This window comes from Rahnella sp. PD12R, assembly GCF_019200965.1.
Taxonomy (GTDB): Bacteria; Pseudomonadota; Gammaproteobacteria; order Enterobacterales; family Enterobacteriaceae; genus Rahnella; species Rahnella laticis.
Genome location: NZ_JAHTMS010000006.1, coordinates 263,086 through 282,903, shown reverse-complemented (window position 1 = coordinate 282,903; position 19,818 = coordinate 263,086). Strand labels below are relative to the sequence as shown.

The window sequence follows — 19,818 nt, the reverse complement described above, 5'->3', positions numbered from 1 at the left end:
CCAGCTTCACGTCTTATTGACGGGCTGGCCCTTTCTTTTTACACCATTCTTAATCCCTGCGGGCAAAGCCAGACTAGACTGAATACAGACAGTTTTTCGCTATATCCACTTTGCAGCCAGCAGGAGAGCTTTGCGATGTCAGCATTTTTCCGGTCCGACATAACAGCCATTGGCGACTATCGAGCCGAATTGGGTGAAACTCCCGTCTGGTGCCAGCGCACCCAGTCATTATTGTGGGTCGATATCCTGGCTCAGCGCGTATTACGTTACTGGCCAGCCTCCGGCCAGACTGAAATTCACGAACTCCCTTCCCTGACCAGCGGCGTATTGTTAACGCAAAAGCGTAACGTCTTTTTGCTGGTTTCTCAGGACGGTGTTCATCTTTACGATTACGAATCTCAAACCCGGCAAAAACTCTGCGATTATCCCGGTGCGGAAGGAACGCGCCCCAACGAAGCCGCTGTCGCACCTGATGGCTCACTTTGGTTTGGCACGATGGATATTGAGGAAGAAAAGATGACCGGCGCGTGGTTCCGCTTTGAGGCCGGGGCTGAAAAGCCTGAAATCATGCTCGATAACGTGGGGACAACCAATACGCTGGTCTGGTATGAAGGCAAAGTCTGGTTTGCAGACAGCCGGAAAAACCGCTTTTATTCCGCTAACGCCCGCCGCATTAATCCTCTGAAAATTTCCTGTTTCTCCTCCGGCGACAAAATCCCCGACGGTTCGGCGCTGACGCAAAACGGCTGGCTCATCACCGCCTGCTGGGGCTCAAAATGCCTGCTGCGCCAGCAGATCAATCAGGGCGAACTGCTGACGCTGGACACCCTGCCGGTGCCCGTCACGCAGCCAAGTTGCTGCACTTTTGGTGGCCCGGATATGACCGAGATATTTATTACCTCGGCGCGTAAAAACCTTGATGCCCCGCACGCGCTGGAGGGAGCGTTGCTTCACGCTAAAACGGCGACGGTCGGCGCACCGCAGAATCTTTTCAGACTCGAAAACCCGTAACGGGTGTCAAAAAAGACGTAAAAAAACCGGCCACGTGAGCCGGTTTTTTTATTTTATGCGTTTCGTCAGTCGATCTGACGCACATCAACGCGCAGTTCTTTCGGCACTTCGAAGACAATATTCTCTTCGCGCCCTTCGATATTAATCACATCAAGGCCACCAAACGCTTTCAGCTTGCTGATCACGTCCTGCACCAAAATATCCGGTGCCGAAGCGCCAGCTGTCACGCCAATGCTTTTCGCATTTTTGAGCCAGCTTTCCTGAATATCTGCCGCAGAGTCGATCAGATAGGAAGGCACACCGACGCGCTGTGCCAGTTCCGCCAGACGGTTGGAGTTGGAAGAGTTCTTCGACCCGACCACCAGCACGACATCCGCGCCATCAGCCAGCGTACGCACGGCTTCCTGACGGTTGGTCGTCGCATAGCAAATATCGTCTTTACGCGGCCCGATAATCTTCGGGAAACGCTCGCGCAGCGCATCAATCACCGCAGACGTATCATCAACAGAAAGCGTGGTTTGTGTCATAAAGCACAGGTTATTTTCATCTTTCACTTGCAATTTATAGACATCCTCCGGCGCCTCAACCAGATACATTCCCCCGTTCGGGTTGCTGTACTGGCCCATTGTGCCTTCCACTTCCGGATGACCGGCATGCCCAATCAGAATCGCTTCGGTGCCCTTACGGCTGGCACGCGCAACTTCCATATGGACTTTAGTCACGAGCGGACAAGTGGCGTCAAACAACATGGTCAGATCACGCGCTTTCGCTTCAGCACGGACAGCCTGAGACACACCGTGAGCGGAGAAAATCAGAATCGAGCCATCAGGCACTTCACTGATTTGCTCAATAAAAATCGCCCCACGCTGACGAAGACTGTCAACCACATAGCGGTTGTGTACGACTTCATGACGAACGTAAATCGGCGCGCCGTAAATTTCCAGCGCGCGTTCTACGATGCTGATTGCACGGTCAACGCCCGCACAAAATCCTCGCGGATTAGCCAGCAATATCTGCATGCTTCTCCTCCAGTTGCGGATCGATTTCCAGCACTTCAATATCGAAATCGATATGCTGGCCCGCCAGCGGATGGTTGAAATCTACAGTGATAGAATCTTCCGTCACCTCACGCACCACGCCCGGCATTTCGCTGCCGTCACGCCCGGAAAACAGCATAATCGTGCCGACATCCGGCACGCCTGTTTCCTGGAAATCACGGCGCGAAAAGAACTGAACCAGATCGGGGCTTTTGCCGCCAAACGCCGATTCAGGTGCAAGGGTAAAGGCGCGCTTGTCGCCCACCGTCAGGCCTAACAGCTGATTCTCCAGCGCGTCAGACAAGCTGCCATCGCCAAGGCGAAACAGCGCGGGTTTACCATTCGCGCGGGTTGATTCTGCCGTCGAACCGTCTTCCAGTTTCAACGTAAAATGCACCAGCACGGCGCTGTCATGTTTCACCTGTTGAGACATCATACTTATCCTTTGCTCTTTTCCGCTTCTTTAGGTTTTGCCAGAAAACCCTCCAGCACGACCAGCGCTGCACCGACGCAAATAAAGCTGTCAGCCAGATTGAACGTCGCGAAATGCCAGTTGCCGACATAGAAGTCGATAAAGTCGACCACGAAACCGTGATACAGGCGGTCGAACAAATTACCTAACGCCCCGCCGATAATCATCGCAAACGCGATGTTATTGAGTTTTTGCTTCGCGGTACCGCGGTACATCAGTACCACCAGCGCCACGACGATTGCCAGTGCAATCACAGCAAAGAACCAGCGCTGCCAGCCGCCTTTATCCGCCAGGAAGCTAAACGCTGCCCCGTGGTTTTGCGCATAGAACAGGTTCAAATACGGGATCAGCGGCATGGATTCGCCAAGCTGGAAGTTCCCCATGATGAGGAACTTACTGCCCAAATCCACGATGATGACCACGACCGCCAGCCAGAGCCAGCGGAGTCCGGTGGAACAGATCGATTTACTCATTATGCAAACTTACGCTCTTCGCCGTCGCCGGCAATGTTGGTCACACAGCGGCCACAGAGTTCGCTGTGTTCCGCGTTCTGGCCGACGTCAGTGGTGTAATGCCAGCAGCGCGGGCACTTGTCGCCTTCTGCTTTTGTAACAATTGGATCAACAGCAGTACCACCGCCAATGTAATTCATATTAGCGAGGCTCTTGATCTCTAAAGGCTTAGGTGCAATTTCAAACTGAGACGTGATAAAGATAAAGCGAACTTCTTTACCAAGCTTCCTCAATTTTGAAATTGTATTGAAATTATCTTCTGAATAATTAAGAACAACTTTTGCCTCAAGATTGGAACGAATCCCATTATCTTTTTCAGCTTCAAGGGCCTTATTCACTTGGTTTTTGATTCGAATGACATCACCCCAGAAAATATCCCCAAACTCTTCACCTTCCTCGAGGCCAAACAGACCGTCAAACCATTCTTCGGTGAAGACGAATTTCTCACGCTGGCCCGGCAATTCAGCCCAGATTTCATCCGCTGTGAAGGACATGATCGGCGCCATCCAGCGAACCAGTGCTTCGCTGATGTAATACAGCGCGGTCTGGCAGCTGCGACGTGCAACGCTGTCGCTTTTTGCGGTGTACTGGCGATCTTTGATGATATCCAGATAGAAAGAACCCATCTCGATGGAACAGAACTGCATCAGACGCTGAACCACACCGTGGAAATCATAGGCTTCATACGCGGCAATGATCTCTTCTTGTGCAGCTTTCGCGCGGCCAACGGCCCAGCGATCCAGAACGACCATATCTTCCGGAGCCACGCTGTGCAGCGCCGGATCGAAACCGTTAAGGTTCGCCAGCAGGAAGCGCGCGGTGTTACGGATACGGCGGTAAGAATCCGCAGCACGCTTAAGAATTTCGTCGGACACGGCGATTTCACCGGTGTAATCCGTTGACGCGACCCACAGACGCAGGATGTCGCCACCCAGCTTGTTCATCACGTCCTGAGGCGCGATGGTGTTACCGATGGATTTGGACATTTTGCGGCCCTGACCATCCACGGTAAAACCGTGCGTCAGAACTTGTTTGTAAGGTGCTTTGCCTTTCATGGCTGTCGAAATCATCAGTGAAGACATGAACCAGCCGCGATGCTGGTCGGAGCCTTCCAGATACAGATCCGGGGAATGGCCGTTGAACTCAGGGCGCACATCCACAACAGAAGAATGCGTAGAACCGGAGTCGAACCACACATCCAGCGTATCCGGCACTTTGACGTAATCCGCGGCGTCCGCACCCAAAATATCTTCTGGGTTCAGATCCCACCACGCCTGAATGCCGTCAACTTCAACGCGTTTTGCGACTTCTTCCATCAGCTCAAGGCTGCGCGGATGCAGTTGCTCAGTGTCTTTGTGGACAAACAGAGACATCGGTACGCCCCAGGTACGCTGACGGGAGATACACCAGTCAGGACGGTTAGCGACCATGTTTTCAATACGCGCCTGACCCCAGTCAGGGATCCACTGAACGCCTTTGATCTCTTCCAGTGACTGCTTACGCAGGCCTTTCTGATCCATGCTGATGAACCATTGCGGCGTGGCGCGGAAGATGATTGGCGTTTTGTGACGCCAGCAGCAAGGGTAGCTGTGCGTGATTTTCTCAACGTGCAGCAATGCGCCTTTTTCACGCAGCAATTCGACGATCAAATCATTGGCTTTAAAGACAAACTTGCCGTCCAGCGTCGGGTAAGTGCCCGGCAGATAACAACCGTTCGGGCCAACCGGGTTAGCCACTTCCAGACCGTATTTCTGGCCGATAACAAAGTCATCAGGACCGTGGCCCGGTGCGGTATGTACAGCACCCGTACCGGCGTCGAGCGTAACGTGATCGCCCAAAATAGCCGGAACATCGAAGCCCAGGAACGGGTGTTTGAAGCGCAGTAATTCAAGATCTGCACCTTTGCATTCGCCCAGCACAGTCCATTCTGCGATACCGGCGCGTTTCATGACGCTTTCAACCAGATCGGTTGCCAGAATCAGACACTGACCTTCCACCTGAACCAGCTGATAAGAGAATTCAGGATTCAGGGAAATTGCGCGGTTTGCAGGCATGGTCCACGGCGTGGTGGTCCAGATGACCAGAGAAATCGGGCCATTAAAGGAAGCCGCACCGAATTTCGCTGCCACAGCCGCTGCGTCAGTAGCGTTAAACGTCACATCGATAGACGGGGACGTTTTGTCGTAATACTCAACTTCCGCTTCAGCCAGTGAAGAGCCGCAATCGGTACACCAGTGAACAGGTTTCGCCCCTTTATGCAGGTGACCGTTACCGATGATTTTGCCCAGCGCACGGATGATGTTGGCTTCAGTTTTGAAGTCCATGGTCAGGTACGGGTGATCCCAGTCGCCCAACACGCCCAGACGGATGAAGTCTTTCTTCTGGCCTTCAACCTGCTCTGCGGCATATTTACGGCACGCTTCACGGAACTCAGCCGCCGTCACTTTTTCACCCGGCTTGCCGATCAGTTGCTCAACTTTCAGCTCAATCGGCAGACCATGGCAATCCCAGCCCGGAACATACGGCGCGTCGAAGCCCGCAAGCCCTTTGGACTTGATAATCATGTCTTTAAGAATTTTGTTTACTGAGTGACCAATATGAATGCTGCCATTCGCATACGGAGGGCCGTCATGCAAAATAAAGGTTTTTTTGCCTTTCTTGGCAGCACGAATAATCCCGTACAGATCCTGGTCATACCAATTTTTCAGCATGTCAGGTTCACGCTTGGCCAGATCGCCACGCATCGGGAACCCTGTTTCCGGCAAATTCAGGGTGTTCTTGTAGTCACTCATAGATTCTCGGTTCCGTTTTTCGGCTGGATTCCAGGCTTTGTTACACGCCTGTCAGTACATGTTTAGCGTGGTGTCTTTAACCCAAAGAATTCCCGGGCCGTCACCTCATCGTTCGCAATTTGTTGCTTCAAAGCATCAAGCGAGGAAAAACGCTGTTCGTTGCGCAATTTCGCGCGAAGCACCACGTCAATGTGGCGCCCGTATAGATCTAATGTGGTGTCGAGAAGGTGCACTTCCAACTGCTTGCGCACACCGCCGACCGTCGGGCGTATACCAATATTGGCCACGCCCGGCAAAGGCTCAGGCCCGAGGCCTAAAACGTCCACGGCGTAAACACCGCGCACGGGTGAAACCACGCGTTTCAGCGGCACGTTGGCCGTTGGGAAACCGATGGTACGCCCCAGTTTATCGCCGTGAACAACGCGGCCGGAGATACTGAACGGATGGCCCAGTAAATTTTCGGCCAGCGCCAGATCGTCATCGCGCAGCGCATCGCGAATTGCGGTGCTGCTGATACGATTGCCGCCTTCGCGGAAGGTTTGTGTGCTGATCACTTCGAAGCCATATTCTTCACCGGCTTTCTGTAACAGCTCAAAATCTCCCAGACGGCGCGCGCCGAAGCGGAAATCATCCCCGACAGTCAGGAATCTGACGCCCAGTTTCTCCACCAGCAATTTAGAGATAAATTCCTGAGCAATATGCGCTGCGAACCGGGGTTCGAAGCGTACGCATAACAGATAATCTACTCCGCACTCGGCCAGATACTTGGCTTTGTCACGCAAACTGGTCAGGCGCGCAGGTGCTTTATCACCGGCGAACAGTTCCAGCGGCTGTGGCTCAAAAATCATTACCATCACCGGCAGCCCCAGACGTTGACCTTCCAGCTTTAGCTGTTTGATCAGGGCCTGATGACCACGGTGTACACCATCAAAATTGCCAATAGTCAGCACACATCCATGATGACGTGCTCGAATATTGTGTATTCCGCGAATTAGCTCCATAGCTGGCTCAAATCCAATGCTGACTCATAAAGATGGAAATCGGCGGATTATACCTTGTACAGCCTCCAAGGTTAACCAGCGATTCACAGGATCACACCATTCTCCCTTGCATACGGCAGATATTGCGGTTCAAATGGACGAGTGGCGATGAAAATCTTTCGTTGCATACAGGGAATGCGTGACTTTTCGCATAAACAAGGCGTTAATGGCCGCAGTGGGCAGTTTGTACACTCTCCTGTCGATTTTTCTCGCGAAAGACTGTATTCCGATGCCGGAAGCTGTTAAAATCCTGCGCCATCACAACGTAACAAGCGACGATTAAAGTTTACGCTTAAAAGCGCCGCTTATTTGCACAAATCCGTTGACAAAAGAAGACCGAAAAGGCATATTCCTCGGCCTTTGAATTGTTCATCAATAGAAAAATATTTGGGAGTTGGCCTTGGCTAATATCAAATCAGCTAAGAAACGCGCCGTACAGTCAGAAAAACGCCGTAAGCACAACGCGAGCCGTCGTTCAATGATGCGTACCTTTATCAAAAAGGTACACGCGGCTATCGCAGCAGGCGACAAAACTGCTGCACAAAATGCATTTAACGAAATGCAACCAATTGTGGACCGTCAGTCTTGCAAAGGCCTGATCCACAAAAACAAAGCAGCGCGTCATAAGTCAAACCTGACTGCGCAAATCAACGCAATGCAATAATCGCATTACGCTGAAATGCTTTGATAAAAAAACCGGCCTTGGCCGGTTTTTTTATATCTGAAATTTGAGTCGTTTCAGGTTTCAGGTAAACAGCGCCGAAAAGTCGGTGTGACAAATCCGCTGTACCGAAGGATGCTGAATCATCCTTTCCGCAAAAATCACGTAATACTCTTCCATGATCCCTTCTACCCGCCCGACCTCTTCAATTTTCTCGTCCTGAAACTCCGTCGAAGAGTAGATAGCCGGTGCGACAAAAATGGCATCGTTGTTCATTCCGAATGCTTTCATCAGTGCCGCGTCATCGAATTCCCCGAGGATATTGACGTTAAGTCCCTGCGTCGTAAACCAGTTCAGCAATTTACGTCCTAACATCGAACGGCGGCCGGGAATAAGCAGCGGACGTTGCTCAAGGCAGGCCGGAAAATCCGCGCCATCCAGCGGTTTGCAACAAAAGAAGCTGATCGGGCTTTCACCCAGCTTGACTGAAAATAGCCCTTCCTGCTGGGTAGAATCCACCGGGCAATCGGACAAAATCATATCCAGCTTATGCAAACTTAGCTGTTCGAGTAGCATTTCGTGCGTCGATTCAAAACAGCGTAAATGAATTTGCGCATTTTCAGGTACGGCGGCTTCCAGCACACGGCTGACCAGACGTTTAGACAACGCATCCGCAACGCCTACATCAAACAGCAGGCTCGACTCTTTGCGGTAATTCACGATATCCAGCATTTCCTGGCTCAGGGTGAACATTTTATCCGCATAGCGATAGACCAGCTGACCCAGCTCTGAAGGTATCAGCCCGCGCCCTTGCCGCTTAAAAAGTTTTCCGCCAAGCCTTTCTTCCAGTGATTTGATCTGGCCGGTGATTGTCTGCGGGGTCAGATACAACGCCTCGGCGGCTCCCACAACAGAACCTGATTTACACACGTGCCAAAAATAATACAAATGGTTGTAATTAATATGAGGCATGTTTTCATCCTTTTCTGAAGCACGAGATTGCTATCAGGTTGCGCGACTCAGCGCACAACCTGCCGGTCAATGTTTAACAACTTTCTTTGGTAAAGCACGGCTCAACAGCACATATCCCAACAGCGCCGAAGCCACTGACCCCATCAGGATGCCCATTTTCGCGTAAGTCAGCAGTGCCGGATCCCTCAGGGCGAAGGCCAGTGAACCAATGAAAATCGACATGGTGAAGCCAATGCCGCACAGCACGGAAACGGCTGAAATCTGGCCGAATGAAATCCCTGACGGTAAACGGGTGATGCCCAATTTGAGCGCCACACTGCTGAACAACATGATGCCCAGCGGTTTACCCAGCAGCAGGCCCGCCGCAATCCCCATCGGCAGCAGGGAAAATGCCCCGGAAGCCGTCACGCCCTGTAAAGAAATCCCCGCATTCGCAAAAGCAAAAATTGGCAAAATAAACCAGGCAACGTACGGATGAATACCGTGCTCCAGGCGGCGTGCCGGAGAAGCCTTGTTTTCTTTGGTATTCAGCGGGATCAGGAAGCCAAGGATCACGCCCGCTAATGTCGCATGAATACCTGATTTCAGAACGCATACCCAGAAAATTGCGCCAATCAGCAGGTATGGCGTCAGTTTATTGACCCCGCGCCAGTTAAGGCAGGCCAGCGCGGCGATGCAAACTGCCGACAACCCCAGCGCCATCATCGAAATATCATGGCTGTAGAACAGCGCGATAATCACGATGGCACCCAGATCATCAATGATGGCCAGTGCCAGCAGGAAAACTTTCAGCCCGGTCGGTACACGTGATCCCAACAGCGCCATAACACCCAGTGCAAAAGCGATATCCGTTGCAGCCGGGATTGCCCAGCCCTGACGCGCAATTTCGTCATTGCCGTTGAACAGCAAATAAATCAGCGCCGGAACGATCATACCGCCCAGCGCGGCGATAGCCGGGAACAGCGCCTGCTCGCGATTGGCCAGTGCGCCTTCACACATCTCCCGCTTAACTTCCAGACCAATCATCAGGAAAAACACTGCCATCAGGCCGTCGTTAATCCACAGCAAAAGCGGTTTGTCGATCAGCAACTCAGAAAAGCGCAGCGTGACCGGAATATCTAAAAACGCCTGATAAGCGCCCTGCAACGGGCTGTTTGCCATAGCCAGTGCCACGACGGCGGCAATGATGAGCACAATTCCGCCCGCAGCTTCCATACGCAAAAAACGACGAATTAAATTCGACATTCTGACTCTCCTGTTAATTAAGCGTGGCTGAAAACGGGACGCCACAATCGGATGCGCGAATTGTACGCAGTGATTCACTTCGTAAAAACTCGTTTATTTCTGGAGTATACCTCGGTTTTTACGAATTATTTATTCGACGCTTTCACCGTTTTTTTAAAAAAATCCCATAAAAAAATCCCCGGCGCGAATTGCTGCCGGGGATTTGTCTGGACTACCGTTCCTGTTTTCAGGAGCCGGTTAACGTGTCAGATCATCGAAAAACTTTTTCACGCCGTCCAGAAAGCTTTTAGAGCGTGGGCTATTTTTTTCGCCCGATACGCCACCAAAGCTTTCTTCCAGATCACGCAGCAATTGTTTTTGCTTTTCGCTCAGGCTGACCGGTGTTTCGACTACAACACGGCACATTAAGTCGCCCTGCGCGCCGCCACGTACGGATTTCACACCGCGTCCGCGCATACGGAACATCTTGCCGGTTTGCGTTTCGGCTGGGATCTTCAGGCTCACGCGACCATCAAGCGTAGGAACCTCAATTTCGCCACCCAGTGCAGCCATCGCAAAGTTGATTGGCACTTCGCAGTAAAGGTTGTTGCCTTCACGCTCGAAGATTTTGTGCGCTTTGACCTGAACCTGAACGTACAGATCGCCTGACGGTGCGCCATGCTCACCCGCTTCGCCTTCACCTTCCAGACGAATACGGTCGCCGGTGTCTACACCCGCAGGAATTTTCACGGACAGCGTTTTCGAACGTTCTACGCGGCCATGACCGTGACATTTGTTGCACGGATCTTTGATAACTTTACCGCGCCCCTGACAGGTCGGACACGCCTGTTGCACAGTAAAGAAGCCCTGACGCATCTGCACCTGGCCCGCACCGTGACAGGTTGGACAGGTCGTTGGTGAGCTACCCGCTTTCGCGCCGCTGCCGTGGCAAACGTCACATTCATCCAGTGTCGGGATGCGGATTTCTTTGGTGACACCACGAACGGCCTCTTCCAGAGTCAGATCCATGTTGTAACGCAGATCTGAACCCCGGCTGGCACGCTGACGGCGACCGCCGCCAAAGATGTCGCCAAAGACGTCACCAAAGATGTCGCTGAAATCTGCACCGCCGCCGCCGTAACCACCGCCACCGCCCATGCCGCCTTGTTCAAAGGCTGCATGACCGTACTGGTCATAGGCCGCGCGCTTTTGCGCATCGGTCAGAATTTCGTAAGCTTCTTTAATTTCTTTAAATTTGCTTTCAGACTCTTTATCGCCCTGATTACGGTCAGGGTGATGCTTCATTGCCAGGCGCTTGTAGGCCTTTTTGATTTCGCGCTCATCGGCCGTTTTGGAAACGCCCAACAGCTCGTAATAATCTTGCTTCGCCATGCTTTTTCCTGCCCTCAACATGCGTGCACGGGCGTAGAGTTTCCTCGACGCCCGTGCTGGTTTTCAGTAATGAACTCTTACTGTGCCCGCTAAAGGGCGATTATTTCTTGTCTTTAACTTCTTCGAATTCAGCATCAACAACGTCGTCATCTTTCTTCGCGCTGTCATCGCTGCCTTCGGTCTGGCCTTGCTGCTGAGCCATTTCCATCAGTTTGCCGGAAACCTGAACCAGCGCCTGGATTTTCGCTTCGATATCAGCCTTGTCTTCACCTTTAGCAGAAACTTCCAGTGCTTTCAGGGCTTCTTCAACCGCAGTTTTGTCTTCAGCTGGCAGTTTGTCGCCGGCTTCTTCCAGTTGCTTACGGGTTCCGTGGATCAGATGATCCGCCTGGTTGCGGGTCTGAACCAGTTCTTCAAACTTACGGTCAGCTTCAGCATTCGCTTCGGCATCGTTGACCATTTGCTGGATCTCTTCTTCCGTCAGACCAGAAGATGCCTTGATGGTGATCTTCTGCTCACGGCCGGTATTTTTGTCTTTCGCAGACACATGCAGGATACCGTCGGCGTCAAGGTCGAAGGTCACTTCGATCTGTGCCTGACCGCGTGGCGCTGCCTGAATACCGTCCAGGTTGAACTGACCCAGAGATTTGTTATCACTTGAACGTTTACGCTCACCCTGCAACACATGGATGGTTACTGCAGACTGGTTGTCTTCCGCAGTAGAGAACACCTGGCTGTGTTTCGTCGGGATAGTGGTGTTTTTGGTGATGAGCGGAGTCATCACGCTGCCCATGGTTTCGATACCCAGAGACAACGGAGTCACGTCCAGCAACAGAACGTCTTTAACATCACCAGCCAACACACCACCCTGAACTGCTGCACCGATTGCCACAGCTTCGTCCGGGTTCACGTCTTTACGTGGTTCTTTACCAAAGAATTCAGCCACTTTCTTCTGAACCATTGGCATACGCGTCTGACCACCGACCAGGATCACGTCCTGAACGTCAGAGACAGACAGACCTGCGTCTTTCAGAGCCACTTTCAGTGGTTCAATACAACGGTTAACCAGGTCTTCCACCAAAGATTCCAGTTTTGCACGGGTCACTTTGATGTTCATGTGTTTTGGACCGGTTGCATCCGCAGTGATATACGGCAGGTTAACGTCGGTCTGCTGAGCAGAAGACAATTCAATCTTCGCTTTTTCAGCCGCTTCTTTCAGACGTTGCATTGCCAGCGGATCATTACGCAGATCCATACCTTGTTCTTTCTTAAACTCTTCAACCAGATAGTTGATCAGACGGCTGTCGAAGTCTTCACCACCGAGGTGAGTATCACCGTTGGTTGCCAGAACTTCGAAGGTTTTTTCACCGTCAACTTCGTCGATTTCGATAATAGAGATATCGAAAGTACCACCACCGAGGTCGTATACCGCGATAGTGCGGTTACCGATTTCGCGATCCAGGCCGTAAGCCAGTGCCGCAGCAGTTGGTTCGTTGATGATACGTTTGACTTCCAGACCTGCGATACGGCCGGCGTCTTTCGTTGCCTGACGCTGTGCATCGTTGAAGTATGCAGGTACGGTGATAACAGCTTCAGTTACTGGTTCGCCCAGATAATCTTCAGCAGTTTTCTTCATTTTCTTCAACACTTCAGCAGAGATCTGCGGAGGTGCAATTTTCTGACCTTTAATGTCGATCCAGGCGTCGCCGTTGTCGGAGCCTACGATCTGGTAAGGCATAATGCCTTTATCGCGTTGTACTTCTTCATCCTGAAAGCGACGGCCAATCAGGCGTTTGATCGCAAACAAGGTGTTCTGCGGGTTGGTCACTGCCTGACGTTTAGCCGGAGAACCTACCAGAGTCTCGCCATCTGCCGCATAAGCGATGATGGAAGGAGTGGTGCGGTCGCCTTCGGCATTCTCCAGTACACGAGCAGTCGTGCCATCCATGATAGCTACACAAGAGTTGGTGGTGCCCAGGTCGATCCCAATAATTTTACCCATCTAAAACGTCTCCACTTAAATTCATATTCGTTCAGGTTGCTACTGTATATGAGGACGATCTTTTCGATTTCAACAGCCCCATATTACGGTTTTACCGACGGTAACAACTGCGGTTGAGGATAAGATGGGGCCATGACGCTCAGCATCAAGGGGCAAAGTGAAAAAAAATCTTCAATTGCTGTTACGCCAGATCAATGTTTACTGACGCATCCCTCCTTATGATGCCGCGCGCTTCCAAAGATATGCGGCTTTTTTACCCATTTCCCAAGCGTTTCTTCCCCCGATTATCAATTAATAATAATTCTGATACAGAGGATCTATGCAGACCAAAACGTTGGCAAATCCAGGCCCGCTCGGGTTAATGGGATTTGGTATGACTACTATCTTGTTGAATTTACACAACGCAGGCTTTTTCCCGCTGACCGCTGTTATTGTCAGCATGGGCATTTTTTATGGTGGTTTGATTCAAATCCTTGCAGGGATGATGGAATTTAAAAAAGGGAATACCTTCGGCACCACCGCGTTCACCTCCTACGGTGCGTTCTGGCTGAGCCTGGTCGGTATTCTGATGCTGCCACGCATGGGCATGGCCGATGCCAGCAGCGAAAGTTTCCTGGGCGCTTATCTGGGCATCTGGGGCGTTTTCACTCTCTTCATGTTTTTTGGCACGTTGAAAGCAAACCGTGGTTTACAGGTCGTTTTCGGCAGCCTGACCATTTTGTTTGCCCTGCTGTGTTTCGGCAACATGACCGGCAATACAGCAGTTCTGCATTTTGCCGGTTTTGAAGGTATCTTCTGTGGCGCCAGCGCGATTTATCTGGCGATGGCCGAAGTGCTCAACGAGCAGTATGGCCGCACCGTTTTGCCGATTGGCGAACCGAAAAGCCACGCTCGCGATGTGAATGCGGTTACGGCATAACGCGCGACGTCTGAGACGAAAAAGCCCCGAATGAACGGGGCTTTTTTTTACGCCAAAAATGAGTTTAAGAAGCTTACTGGCCTGAAGCGGCGCGCTCTGCAAATTTAGCTTCGCGGGCGGTTTCACTGTTTAGATCACGGCTGAGATAAATGCCGGTCAGTAAACCAATCACGGACAATGCCAGCACGTAATAAGCCGGTGCCATTGGTGTCAGACGCATGATAAGCGTCACGAACACCGGCGTCAGGCCACCAAAAATGGCGTAAGCCACATTGTAAGAGAAAGAAATCCCGGTAAACCGCACTTCCGCCGGGAAAGCCCGCACCATCACATACGGCACCGCGCCAACCACGCCCACGCTTAAACCGGCCAGCGCGTACATCCCCATCAGCACAGACGGATCAGCCGCAACCATGTTATAGAAACTCCAGCTGCAAATTCCGAGGAACAGGCTGCCGATAATAAACGTCTTACTGGCACCCAGACGATCCACAACACTGCCCGAAATAATGCAGCCGAACATCAGCGCAACGGTGGCGAGGCAGTTTGCCTGCAACGCCGCTGCCGCCGGAATGCCAAACTGTTTTTGCAGCCACGTCGGCGTCATCAGAATGACGACTACGATCCCCGCAGACAACAGCCAGGTCATCAGCATCGACACCACGATTTCTTTTTTATGATTCGCGACAACGGCCTTCAGCGGCAATTCTTCTGCCAGCGCTTTGTGGGCTTTCATCTCGATAAAGACCGGCGTTTCCTGCAACCAGCGGCGCAGATACAGGGCGATTAACCCGAAAACCCCGCCGATAAAGAACGGAATGCGCCAGCCATATTGGCTGATCGTAGCAGGCGTCATGCTGGTGTTCAGTAAAGTTGCCACAAGGGAACCCAGCAGGATACCCATTGTCAGGCCGGCAGTCAGCGTTCCGCAGGCAAAACCAATACGGTTACGCGGAACGTGTTCCGCTACAAAAACCCAGGCTCCCGGCACTTCGCCGCCGATCGCTGCGCCCTGCAAAATACGCATCAGTAAAAGCAATAACGGTGCGGCAATGCCGATAGAAGCGTACGTCGGCAGGAGCCCCATCGCCAGCGTCGGTAACGCCATCAGCAGAATACTCAGGCTGAACATCCGTTTGCGGCCAACCAGATCCCCAAAGTGCGCCATGATAATGCCGCCCAGCGGGCGCGCCAGATAACCGGCGGCAAAAATGCCAAACGTCTGCACCTGACGCAGCCAGTCGGGCATATCAGCCGGGAAGAAAAGGTCGCCAATAACCGCAGCGAAGAAGACGAAAATGATGAAATCGTAGAATTCGAGGGCGCCGCCCAGCGCAGCTAGGGAAAGCGTTTTGAAGTCCTGCCGGTCCAGCCGGCGCGATTGTGCGTGTTGCATAAGAGTCCGTGTGACGCCAGAGTGAAAATGGAAACGGTTTTTGCCGCTTTCTGTAAAGTAATTATTACTATAGCGGCAAATATTTTTCACACCAGAGCGCCTGAATCTTATTTCAAAAACAAAGCGTATTCAGTTTTTTGTGTCGCGACGGGCACTTTTTGGACGAAATGCTGCTACCACATGGTCGTGCGTTTCAATATACGGCCCGTCGAGCAACTGGATGCAGTAGGGCACGCTGGCGAAAATACCGGAAACGATCACTTTGCCTTCCGCGTCTTTCAGACCTCCCAGCGTTTCCTGAATGGATTTGGGTTGTCCCGGTAAGTTGAGGATCAGCGCCTGTTTGCGGATCACGCCGACCTGACGCGATAAAATTGCCGTCGGGACAAAGTGCAGGCTGATCTGACGCATCTGTTCACCAAAGCCCGGCATCTCACGATCGGCGATGGCCAGCGTGGCGTCCGGTGTCACATCACGGCGCGCCGGGCCGGTTCCGCCGGTGGTCAGCACCAGATGACAACCGCTTTCATCGACCAGTTCGCTGATCGCCTGTTCAATCAGAGGTTGTTCATCCGGAATAAGCCGGGTTTCCAGCTTGAAGGGCGTGATGAGCGCTTTTTCCAGCCATTCTTCCAGCGCCGGAATACCTTTGTCCTGATACACCCCACCCGACGCACGGTCTGACACCGATACCAGACCAATTCGCAATTTATCCATGCTATTTCTCCGTGACAAAATCTGCTTTCAATAAGCCTCATTATATCGATAACGGCGCGGGGTTTTATCGCAGACAAAAAAAAAGCGGCTGATTAGCCGCTTTTTGTCGAAAACTGAGTGCTGATTACAGCAGGTCAGAAATCATTTTTTCCAGTTTGCCCTGATCGATTGCAAACTTACGGATGCCATCTGCCAGTTTGTCGATCGCCATTGGATCCTGGTTGTGGTCCCAGTAGAACTGAGCTTCAGTCAGTGGCGCAGGGCGTGGCTTGGTTTCGCCGGAGAAGGACAGTTTGCGTTCCAGTGGGCCTTCGCTTTCTGCCAGCTCTTTCAGCAGTGCAGGTGCGATGGTCAGACGGTCACAGCCAGCCAGTTCGATGATTTCGCCGATGTTACGGAAGCTTGCACCCATCACGACAGTTTCATAGCCATGTTGTTTGTAGTATTCGTAGATTTCGGTCACGGACACAACGCCCGGATCTTCATTCGGTGCGAACTCTTTTTTGTCGCCATTGGCTTTGTACCAGTCGAGGATACGGCCAACGAATGGAGAAATCAGGAACACACCGGCTTCAGCACATGCACGCGCCTGAGCGAAGGAGAAGAGCAGCGTCAGGTTACAGTTGATGCCTTCTTTTTCCAGTTTTTCCGCTGCGCGGATACCCTGCCAGGTAGAAGCCAGTTTGATCAGGATACGGTCGTTGCTGATGCCCGCATCGTTGTACAGTTTGATCAGGCGTTTCGCTTTTGCCACGCTCGCGTCAGTGTCGTAAGACAGACGAGCGTCAACTTCAGTCGAAATACGGCCCGGGACAAGTTTCAGGATTTCCAGACCGATGTTCACTGCCAGTTTGTCAGCTGCATCAGTAATCTGCTGATCGTGATCGCTGCTCTGGTCACGTGCCCAGGCGATTGCTTCGTCGATCAGTTTACGGTATTCAGGAATTTGCGCAGCGCTGAGGATCAGTGACGGGTTAGTGGTCGCATCCTGCGGCTGGTACAACTTCATTGCCGCGATATCTCCGGTGTCAGCAACAACCTGAGTCATTTGGCGTAGGGAAGTCAGTTTATCGGTCATTTTGGCATATCTCATCGTTTGGACGTTTTCGTATAGGCATTTTCATGCCTTGCCTTTGGCTGATGATAACATGCAAAAAGCCACGCGCAAGGCGCTTATCGCGGCATGCTCGGCTACGAACATCTATGGATTTCTCACCTTCCAAAACACACAAAATCAGCCAATTTGCATATGTCCCCGTTTCAATAAAAAAGGTATGTTAGCCAACCAAAGTGGTCATAGCCCTCTGAGCGAACAACTAAAAAAATGAAGGGTTTATCAACCAAGGATAATTCATGAATGATCTGCTGGATTTTTTTGACACTATTCTCTGGAGTTCCATCCTGATTTACCTGCTGTTTGGCACCGGCATTTACCTCACCATTCGCCTGAGTTTCATCCAGTTCCGCCGTTTCAGACATCTGTTTTCCCCTGCCCTTTTTAAGCCTGGCCGCGATCCACGGGGAATGTCGGCCTGGGGCACGCTTTGCCTGAGTTTATCCTCACGTATTGGTACCGGTAACCTGACCGGCGTGGCGATAGCCATTACCCTCGGCGGGCCAGGCGCGATTTTCTGGATGTGGGTCATCGCCGTTTTCAGCATGGCGACGGCGCTGATTGAAAACACGCTGGCGCAGATATACAAAGGCGTTGGCGAGCGCGGTAAATTTCGCGGCGGCCCGGCAGATTACATGGAGAAAGGACTGGGTATGCGCTGGATGGGCATTCTTTTTTCCTTCCTGATGGTTGTCTCCTGCGGCTTTGTTTTCAGTGCGTTACAGGCTAATTCCATTGCTCAGGCCTCCTTTCATTTGCTGCACGTTCCCCATCTGACCACCGCCGCTATTCTGGCTACGATGACCGCCCTGCTGATTTTTGGCGGTATACGTTCTGTTATCTGGCTTTCCAAATGGATGGTTCCGCTGATGGCCTGTGCGTATCTGCTGCTGGCGGTCTGGGTCATCGGTCATAACATCGAAAAATTGCCACAGGTGATTGCGCTGGTCTTCAGAAGCGCTTTCGGCTTGCAGGAAGCTGCATCGGGCGCGCTGGCCTACGGCGTCACGCAGGCCATCACTCAGGGAATGCAGCGCGGCGTTTTTGCCAGCGAAGCGGGCGTCGGCTCTTCGCCAAACGCGGCGGCGATGGCGTCGGTCAGCCACCCCGCCACCATGGGTTTCAACCAGATGTTTGCCGTCTTTATCGATACCGTGGTGATTTGCACCGCCACGGCGCTGATTGTACTGACGTCCGGCGTACTTGATCATCCGGACGCGCCTTTTGGTATCCGCTTATTGCAGCAGGCCATCACGCCTGCGACGGGCGGATGGAGCCACATCGCGCTGGCCGTACTGGTGTTTTCCTTCGCCTTTACTTCTATCTCAGGCAACTACGCGTATGCGGAAAACAACCTGAGTTTTGTTCACCGCGCCGCGCCGTATAAATTGCTGATTTTCCGCCTGATGGTCATCGGGATGGTGTTCTGCGGCTGCCTGATGGAACTGCATATCGTCTGGAAACTGGCGGATATCTTCATGGCGCTGATGGCAATACTGAACCTGACCGCGCTGCTGCTGCTTTCGGGCGTGGCGGTCAAAGTGGTGAAAGACTACGAACGCCAGCAACGCATGGGGAAAATACCGGTGTTTAATCCCGACCATTTCCCGGAATTGCGCGACCAGCTGGAGCCGGGCATTTGGGATAAAAAACCATCCCGGCACTAACAGTTAAACTTTTACCTATCGATATCATGGCTCCCCCGCAGCGGCTTTTTTGCTACAGTAATGCAACGAAAAATCCCAAATTTGAAGCGTCACTGACCAACGGACGAGACTATGCTGACCATTATTTCACCTGCCAAAACGCTCGATTACGAAAGCCCGCTTGCGACAACGCGCTATACCCAACCTGAGTTGCTGGATAAATCAGCTCAGCTGATCACGGTAGCGCGTAAAATGTCGCCTGCGCAGATCTCTTCACTGATGGGGATCAGCGATAAACTGGCTCATCTGAACGCAGAGCGCTTCAATGACTGGCAGCCGGATTTCACGCCGGAAAATGCACGTCAGGCGTTACTGGCGTTCAAAGGTGACGTTTATACCGGCTTACAAGCCGAAGACTTCAGCGAAAAAGATTTCGATTTTGCCCAGAAACATCTGCGGATGTTATCGGGTTTGTACGGACTTCTTCGTCCGCTGGATCTGATGATGCCGTATCGCCTGGAAATGGGTATCCGCCTGGAAAATCCTCAGGGTGCCAATCTTTATGCCTTCTGGGGCGAGTTGCTGACCGAAAAACTCAATCAGCTGCTGAGCGAACAGAAAAGCAAAGTGCTGGTGAATCTGGCGTCCGACGAATATTTCAAAGCGGTAAAACCTAAACTGCTGGATGGCGAAATCATCAAACCTGTTTTCCTTGATGAGAAAAATGGCAAATACAAAGTCATCAGCTTCTACGCGAAGAAAGCGCGCGGGCTGATGAGCCGCTTTATCATCAAAGAGCGTCTGGATAAGGCGAAACAAATGCAGGATTTCAATCTGGAAGGTTATTCCTTTGACGAGTCACGATCGCAGGGCAACGAGCTGGTCTTTACCCGCCCTGAACGCTGATTCAC

17 protein-coding genes are annotated in these 19,818 nt (G+C 52.0%); 5 read left to right on the top strand and 12 right to left on the bottom strand.

Translation table 11 applies throughout. From position 1 onward, the window contains the following. Positions 1–135: 135 nt before the first annotated feature. Positions 136–1,011 carry an SMP-30/gluconolactonase/LRE family protein gene (locus KWG64_RS14200; protein ID WP_218522238.1) on the top strand — a complete coding sequence of 292 codons (876 nt, stop codon included), beginning with the start codon at positions 136–138 and terminating at the stop codon, positions 1,009–1,011. Between the two features lie 65 nt (positions 1,012–1,076). Here the strand turns inward: KWG64_RS14200 and ispH are convergent, their stop codons facing one another. The 5 genes from ispH to ribF all read right to left on the bottom strand — a co-directional run bounded on the left by ispH (position 1,077) and on the right by ribF (position 6,825). Beyond that, positions 1,077–2,030 (bottom strand): 4-hydroxy-3-methylbut-2-enyl diphosphate reductase, encoded by a 954-nt coding sequence (gene ispH, locus KWG64_RS14195; RefSeq protein WP_152325174.1) that lies wholly within the window; start codon positions 2,028–2,030, stop codon positions 1,077–1,079. Beyond that, positions 2,011–2,481: an FKBP-type peptidyl-prolyl cis-trans isomerase gene (fkpB, locus tag KWG64_RS14190; RefSeq protein WP_165059691.1), complete on the bottom strand. Its 471-nt coding sequence runs from the start codon at positions 2,479–2,481 to the stop codon at positions 2,011–2,013. The genes ispH and fkpB overlap by 20 nt, the downstream gene beginning before the upstream one ends. Positions 2,482–2,486: 5 nt before the next feature. Then, entirely contained in the window at positions 2,487–2,993 is a 507-nt protein-coding gene (lspA, locus tag KWG64_RS14185) for a signal peptidase II (RefSeq protein ID WP_101075118.1), read from the bottom strand. Further along, positions 2,993–5,824 (bottom strand): isoleucine--tRNA ligase, encoded by a 2,832-nt coding sequence (ileS, locus tag KWG64_RS14180; RefSeq protein ID WP_218522237.1) that lies wholly within the window; start codon positions 5,822–5,824, stop codon positions 2,993–2,995. Before ileS ends, lspA begins: the two co-directional genes overlap by 1 nt. Positions 5,825–5,886: 62 nt before the next feature. Continuing rightward, positions 5,887–6,825 carry a bifunctional riboflavin kinase/FAD synthetase gene (ribF, locus tag KWG64_RS14175; RefSeq protein ID WP_165058962.1) on the bottom strand — a complete coding sequence of 313 codons (939 nt, stop codon included), beginning with the start codon at positions 6,823–6,825 and terminating at the stop codon, positions 5,887–5,889. Positions 6,826–7,264: 439 nt separating this feature from the next. On the opposite strand from ribF, the gene rpsT reads away from it, so the two are divergent. Next, on the top strand, positions 7,265–7,528 hold the full coding sequence (gene rpsT, locus KWG64_RS14170) for a 30S ribosomal protein S20 (protein ID WP_104923385.1): 264 nt from the start codon (positions 7,265–7,267) through the stop codon (positions 7,526–7,528). A gap of 81 nt (positions 7,529–7,609) precedes the next feature. Here rpsT and nhaR read toward each other — a convergent pair whose 3' ends face one another. The 4 genes from nhaR to dnaK form a co-directional block, all read right to left on the bottom strand. Further along, positions 7,610–8,497, bottom strand: coding sequence for a transcriptional activator NhaR (gene nhaR, locus KWG64_RS14165; RefSeq protein WP_195813694.1), 888 nt, complete (start codon positions 8,495–8,497; stop codon positions 7,610–7,612). Positions 8,498–8,563: 66 nt separating this feature from the next. Further along, complete coding sequence (gene nhaA, locus KWG64_RS14160; RefSeq protein ID WP_218522236.1) at positions 8,564–9,742, bottom strand: Na+/H+ antiporter NhaA; 1,179 nt, start codon at positions 9,740–9,742, stop codon at positions 8,564–8,566. A gap of 237 nt (positions 9,743–9,979) precedes the next feature. Continuing rightward, positions 9,980–11,113 carry a molecular chaperone DnaJ gene (gene dnaJ / locus KWG64_RS14155; RefSeq protein WP_165058956.1) on the bottom strand — a complete coding sequence of 378 codons (1,134 nt, stop codon included), beginning with the start codon at positions 11,111–11,113 and terminating at the stop codon, positions 9,980–9,982. 100 nt (positions 11,114–11,213) lie between these two features. After that, entirely contained in the window at positions 11,214–13,115 is a 1,902-nt protein-coding gene (gene dnaK, locus KWG64_RS14150; RefSeq protein WP_195813692.1) for a molecular chaperone DnaK, read from the bottom strand. Positions 13,116–13,434: 319 nt separating this feature from the next. Between dnaK and satP the strand changes: the two genes are divergently transcribed. Next, positions 13,435–14,034 (top strand): acetate uptake transporter, encoded by a 600-nt coding sequence (satP, locus tag KWG64_RS14145; protein ID WP_104923390.1) that lies wholly within the window; start codon positions 13,435–13,437, stop codon positions 14,032–14,034. 73 nt (positions 14,035–14,107) lie between these two features. Here the strand turns inward: satP and KWG64_RS14140 are convergent, their stop codons facing one another. From KWG64_RS14140 to tal, 3 genes are all read right to left on the bottom strand, one after another. Next, a complete protein-coding gene (locus KWG64_RS14140; RefSeq protein ID WP_218522235.1) occupies positions 14,108–15,430 on the bottom strand; it encodes an MFS transporter in 1,323 nt (440 codons plus the stop codon). Between the two features lie 129 nt (positions 15,431–15,559). Then, complete coding sequence (gene mog / locus KWG64_RS14135; protein ID WP_218522234.1) at positions 15,560–16,147, bottom strand: molybdopterin adenylyltransferase; 588 nt, start codon at positions 16,145–16,147, stop codon at positions 15,560–15,562. 124 nt (positions 16,148–16,271) lie between these two features. After that, complete coding sequence (gene tal, locus KWG64_RS14130; protein WP_152325183.1) at positions 16,272–17,225, bottom strand: transaldolase; 954 nt, start codon at positions 17,223–17,225, stop codon at positions 16,272–16,274. Positions 17,226–17,500: 275 nt separating this feature from the next. Between tal and KWG64_RS14125 the strand changes: the two genes are divergently transcribed. Beyond that, entirely contained in the window at positions 17,501–18,928 is a 1,428-nt protein-coding gene (locus KWG64_RS14125) for a sodium:alanine symporter family protein (protein ID WP_218522233.1), read from the top strand. 111 nt (positions 18,929–19,039) lie between these two features. After that, a complete protein-coding gene (gene yaaA / locus KWG64_RS14120; protein ID WP_218522232.1) occupies positions 19,040–19,813 on the top strand; it encodes a peroxide stress protein YaaA in 774 nt (257 codons plus the stop codon). Positions 19,814–19,818: the final 5 nt, after the last annotated feature.

Excerpts from the sequence above, each read along its gene's own strand:
- KWG64_RS14125 (WP_218522233.1), top strand. The coding sequence starts at position 17,501 with ATGAATGATCTGCTGGATTTTTTTGACACTATTCTCTGGAGTTCCATC.
- dnaK (WP_195813692.1), bottom strand. The coding sequence starts at position 13,115 with ATGGGTAAAATTATTGGGATCGACCTGGGCACCACCAACTCTTGTGTA.
- tal (WP_152325183.1), bottom strand. The coding sequence starts at position 17,225 with ATGACCGATAAACTGACTTCCCTACGCCAAATGACTCAGGTTGTTGCT.
- KWG64_RS14200 (WP_218522238.1), top strand. The coding sequence starts at position 136 with ATGTCAGCATTTTTCCGGTCCGACATAACAGCCATTGGCGACTATCGA.
- ribF (WP_165058962.1), bottom strand. The coding sequence starts at position 6,825 with ATGGAGCTAATTCGCGGAATACACAATATTCGAGCACGTCATCATGGA.
- nhaA (WP_218522236.1), bottom strand. The coding sequence starts at position 9,742 with ATGTCGAATTTAATTCGTCGTTTTTTGCGTATGGAAGCTGCGGGCGGA.
- nhaR (WP_195813694.1), bottom strand. The coding sequence starts at position 8,497 with ATGCCTCATATTAATTACAACCATTTGTATTATTTTTGGCACGTGTGT.
- mog (WP_218522234.1), bottom strand. The coding sequence starts at position 16,147 with ATGGATAAATTGCGAATTGGTCTGGTATCGGTGTCAGACCGTGCGTCG.
- KWG64_RS14140 (WP_218522235.1), bottom strand. The coding sequence starts at position 15,430 with ATGCAACACGCACAATCGCGCCGGCTGGACCGGCAGGACTTCAAAACG.
- fkpB (WP_165059691.1), bottom strand. The coding sequence starts at position 2,481 with ATGTCTCAACAGGTGAAACATGACAGCGCCGTGCTGGTGCATTTTACG.
- lspA (WP_101075118.1), bottom strand. The coding sequence starts at position 2,993 with ATGAGTAAATCGATCTGTTCCACCGGACTCCGCTGGCTCTGGCTGGCG.
- ispH (WP_152325174.1), bottom strand. The coding sequence starts at position 2,030 with ATGCAGATATTGCTGGCTAATCCGCGAGGATTTTGTGCGGGCGTTGAC.
- yaaA (WP_218522232.1), top strand. The coding sequence starts at position 19,040 with ATGCTGACCATTATTTCACCTGCCAAAACGCTCGATTACGAAAGCCCG.
- satP (WP_104923390.1), top strand. The coding sequence starts at position 13,435 with ATGCAGACCAAAACGTTGGCAAATCCAGGCCCGCTCGGGTTAATGGGA.
- ileS (WP_218522237.1), bottom strand. The coding sequence starts at position 5,824 with ATGAGTGACTACAAGAACACCCTGAATTTGCCGGAAACAGGGTTCCCG.
- dnaJ (WP_165058956.1), bottom strand. The coding sequence starts at position 11,113 with ATGGCGAAGCAAGATTATTACGAGCTGTTGGGCGTTTCCAAAACGGCC.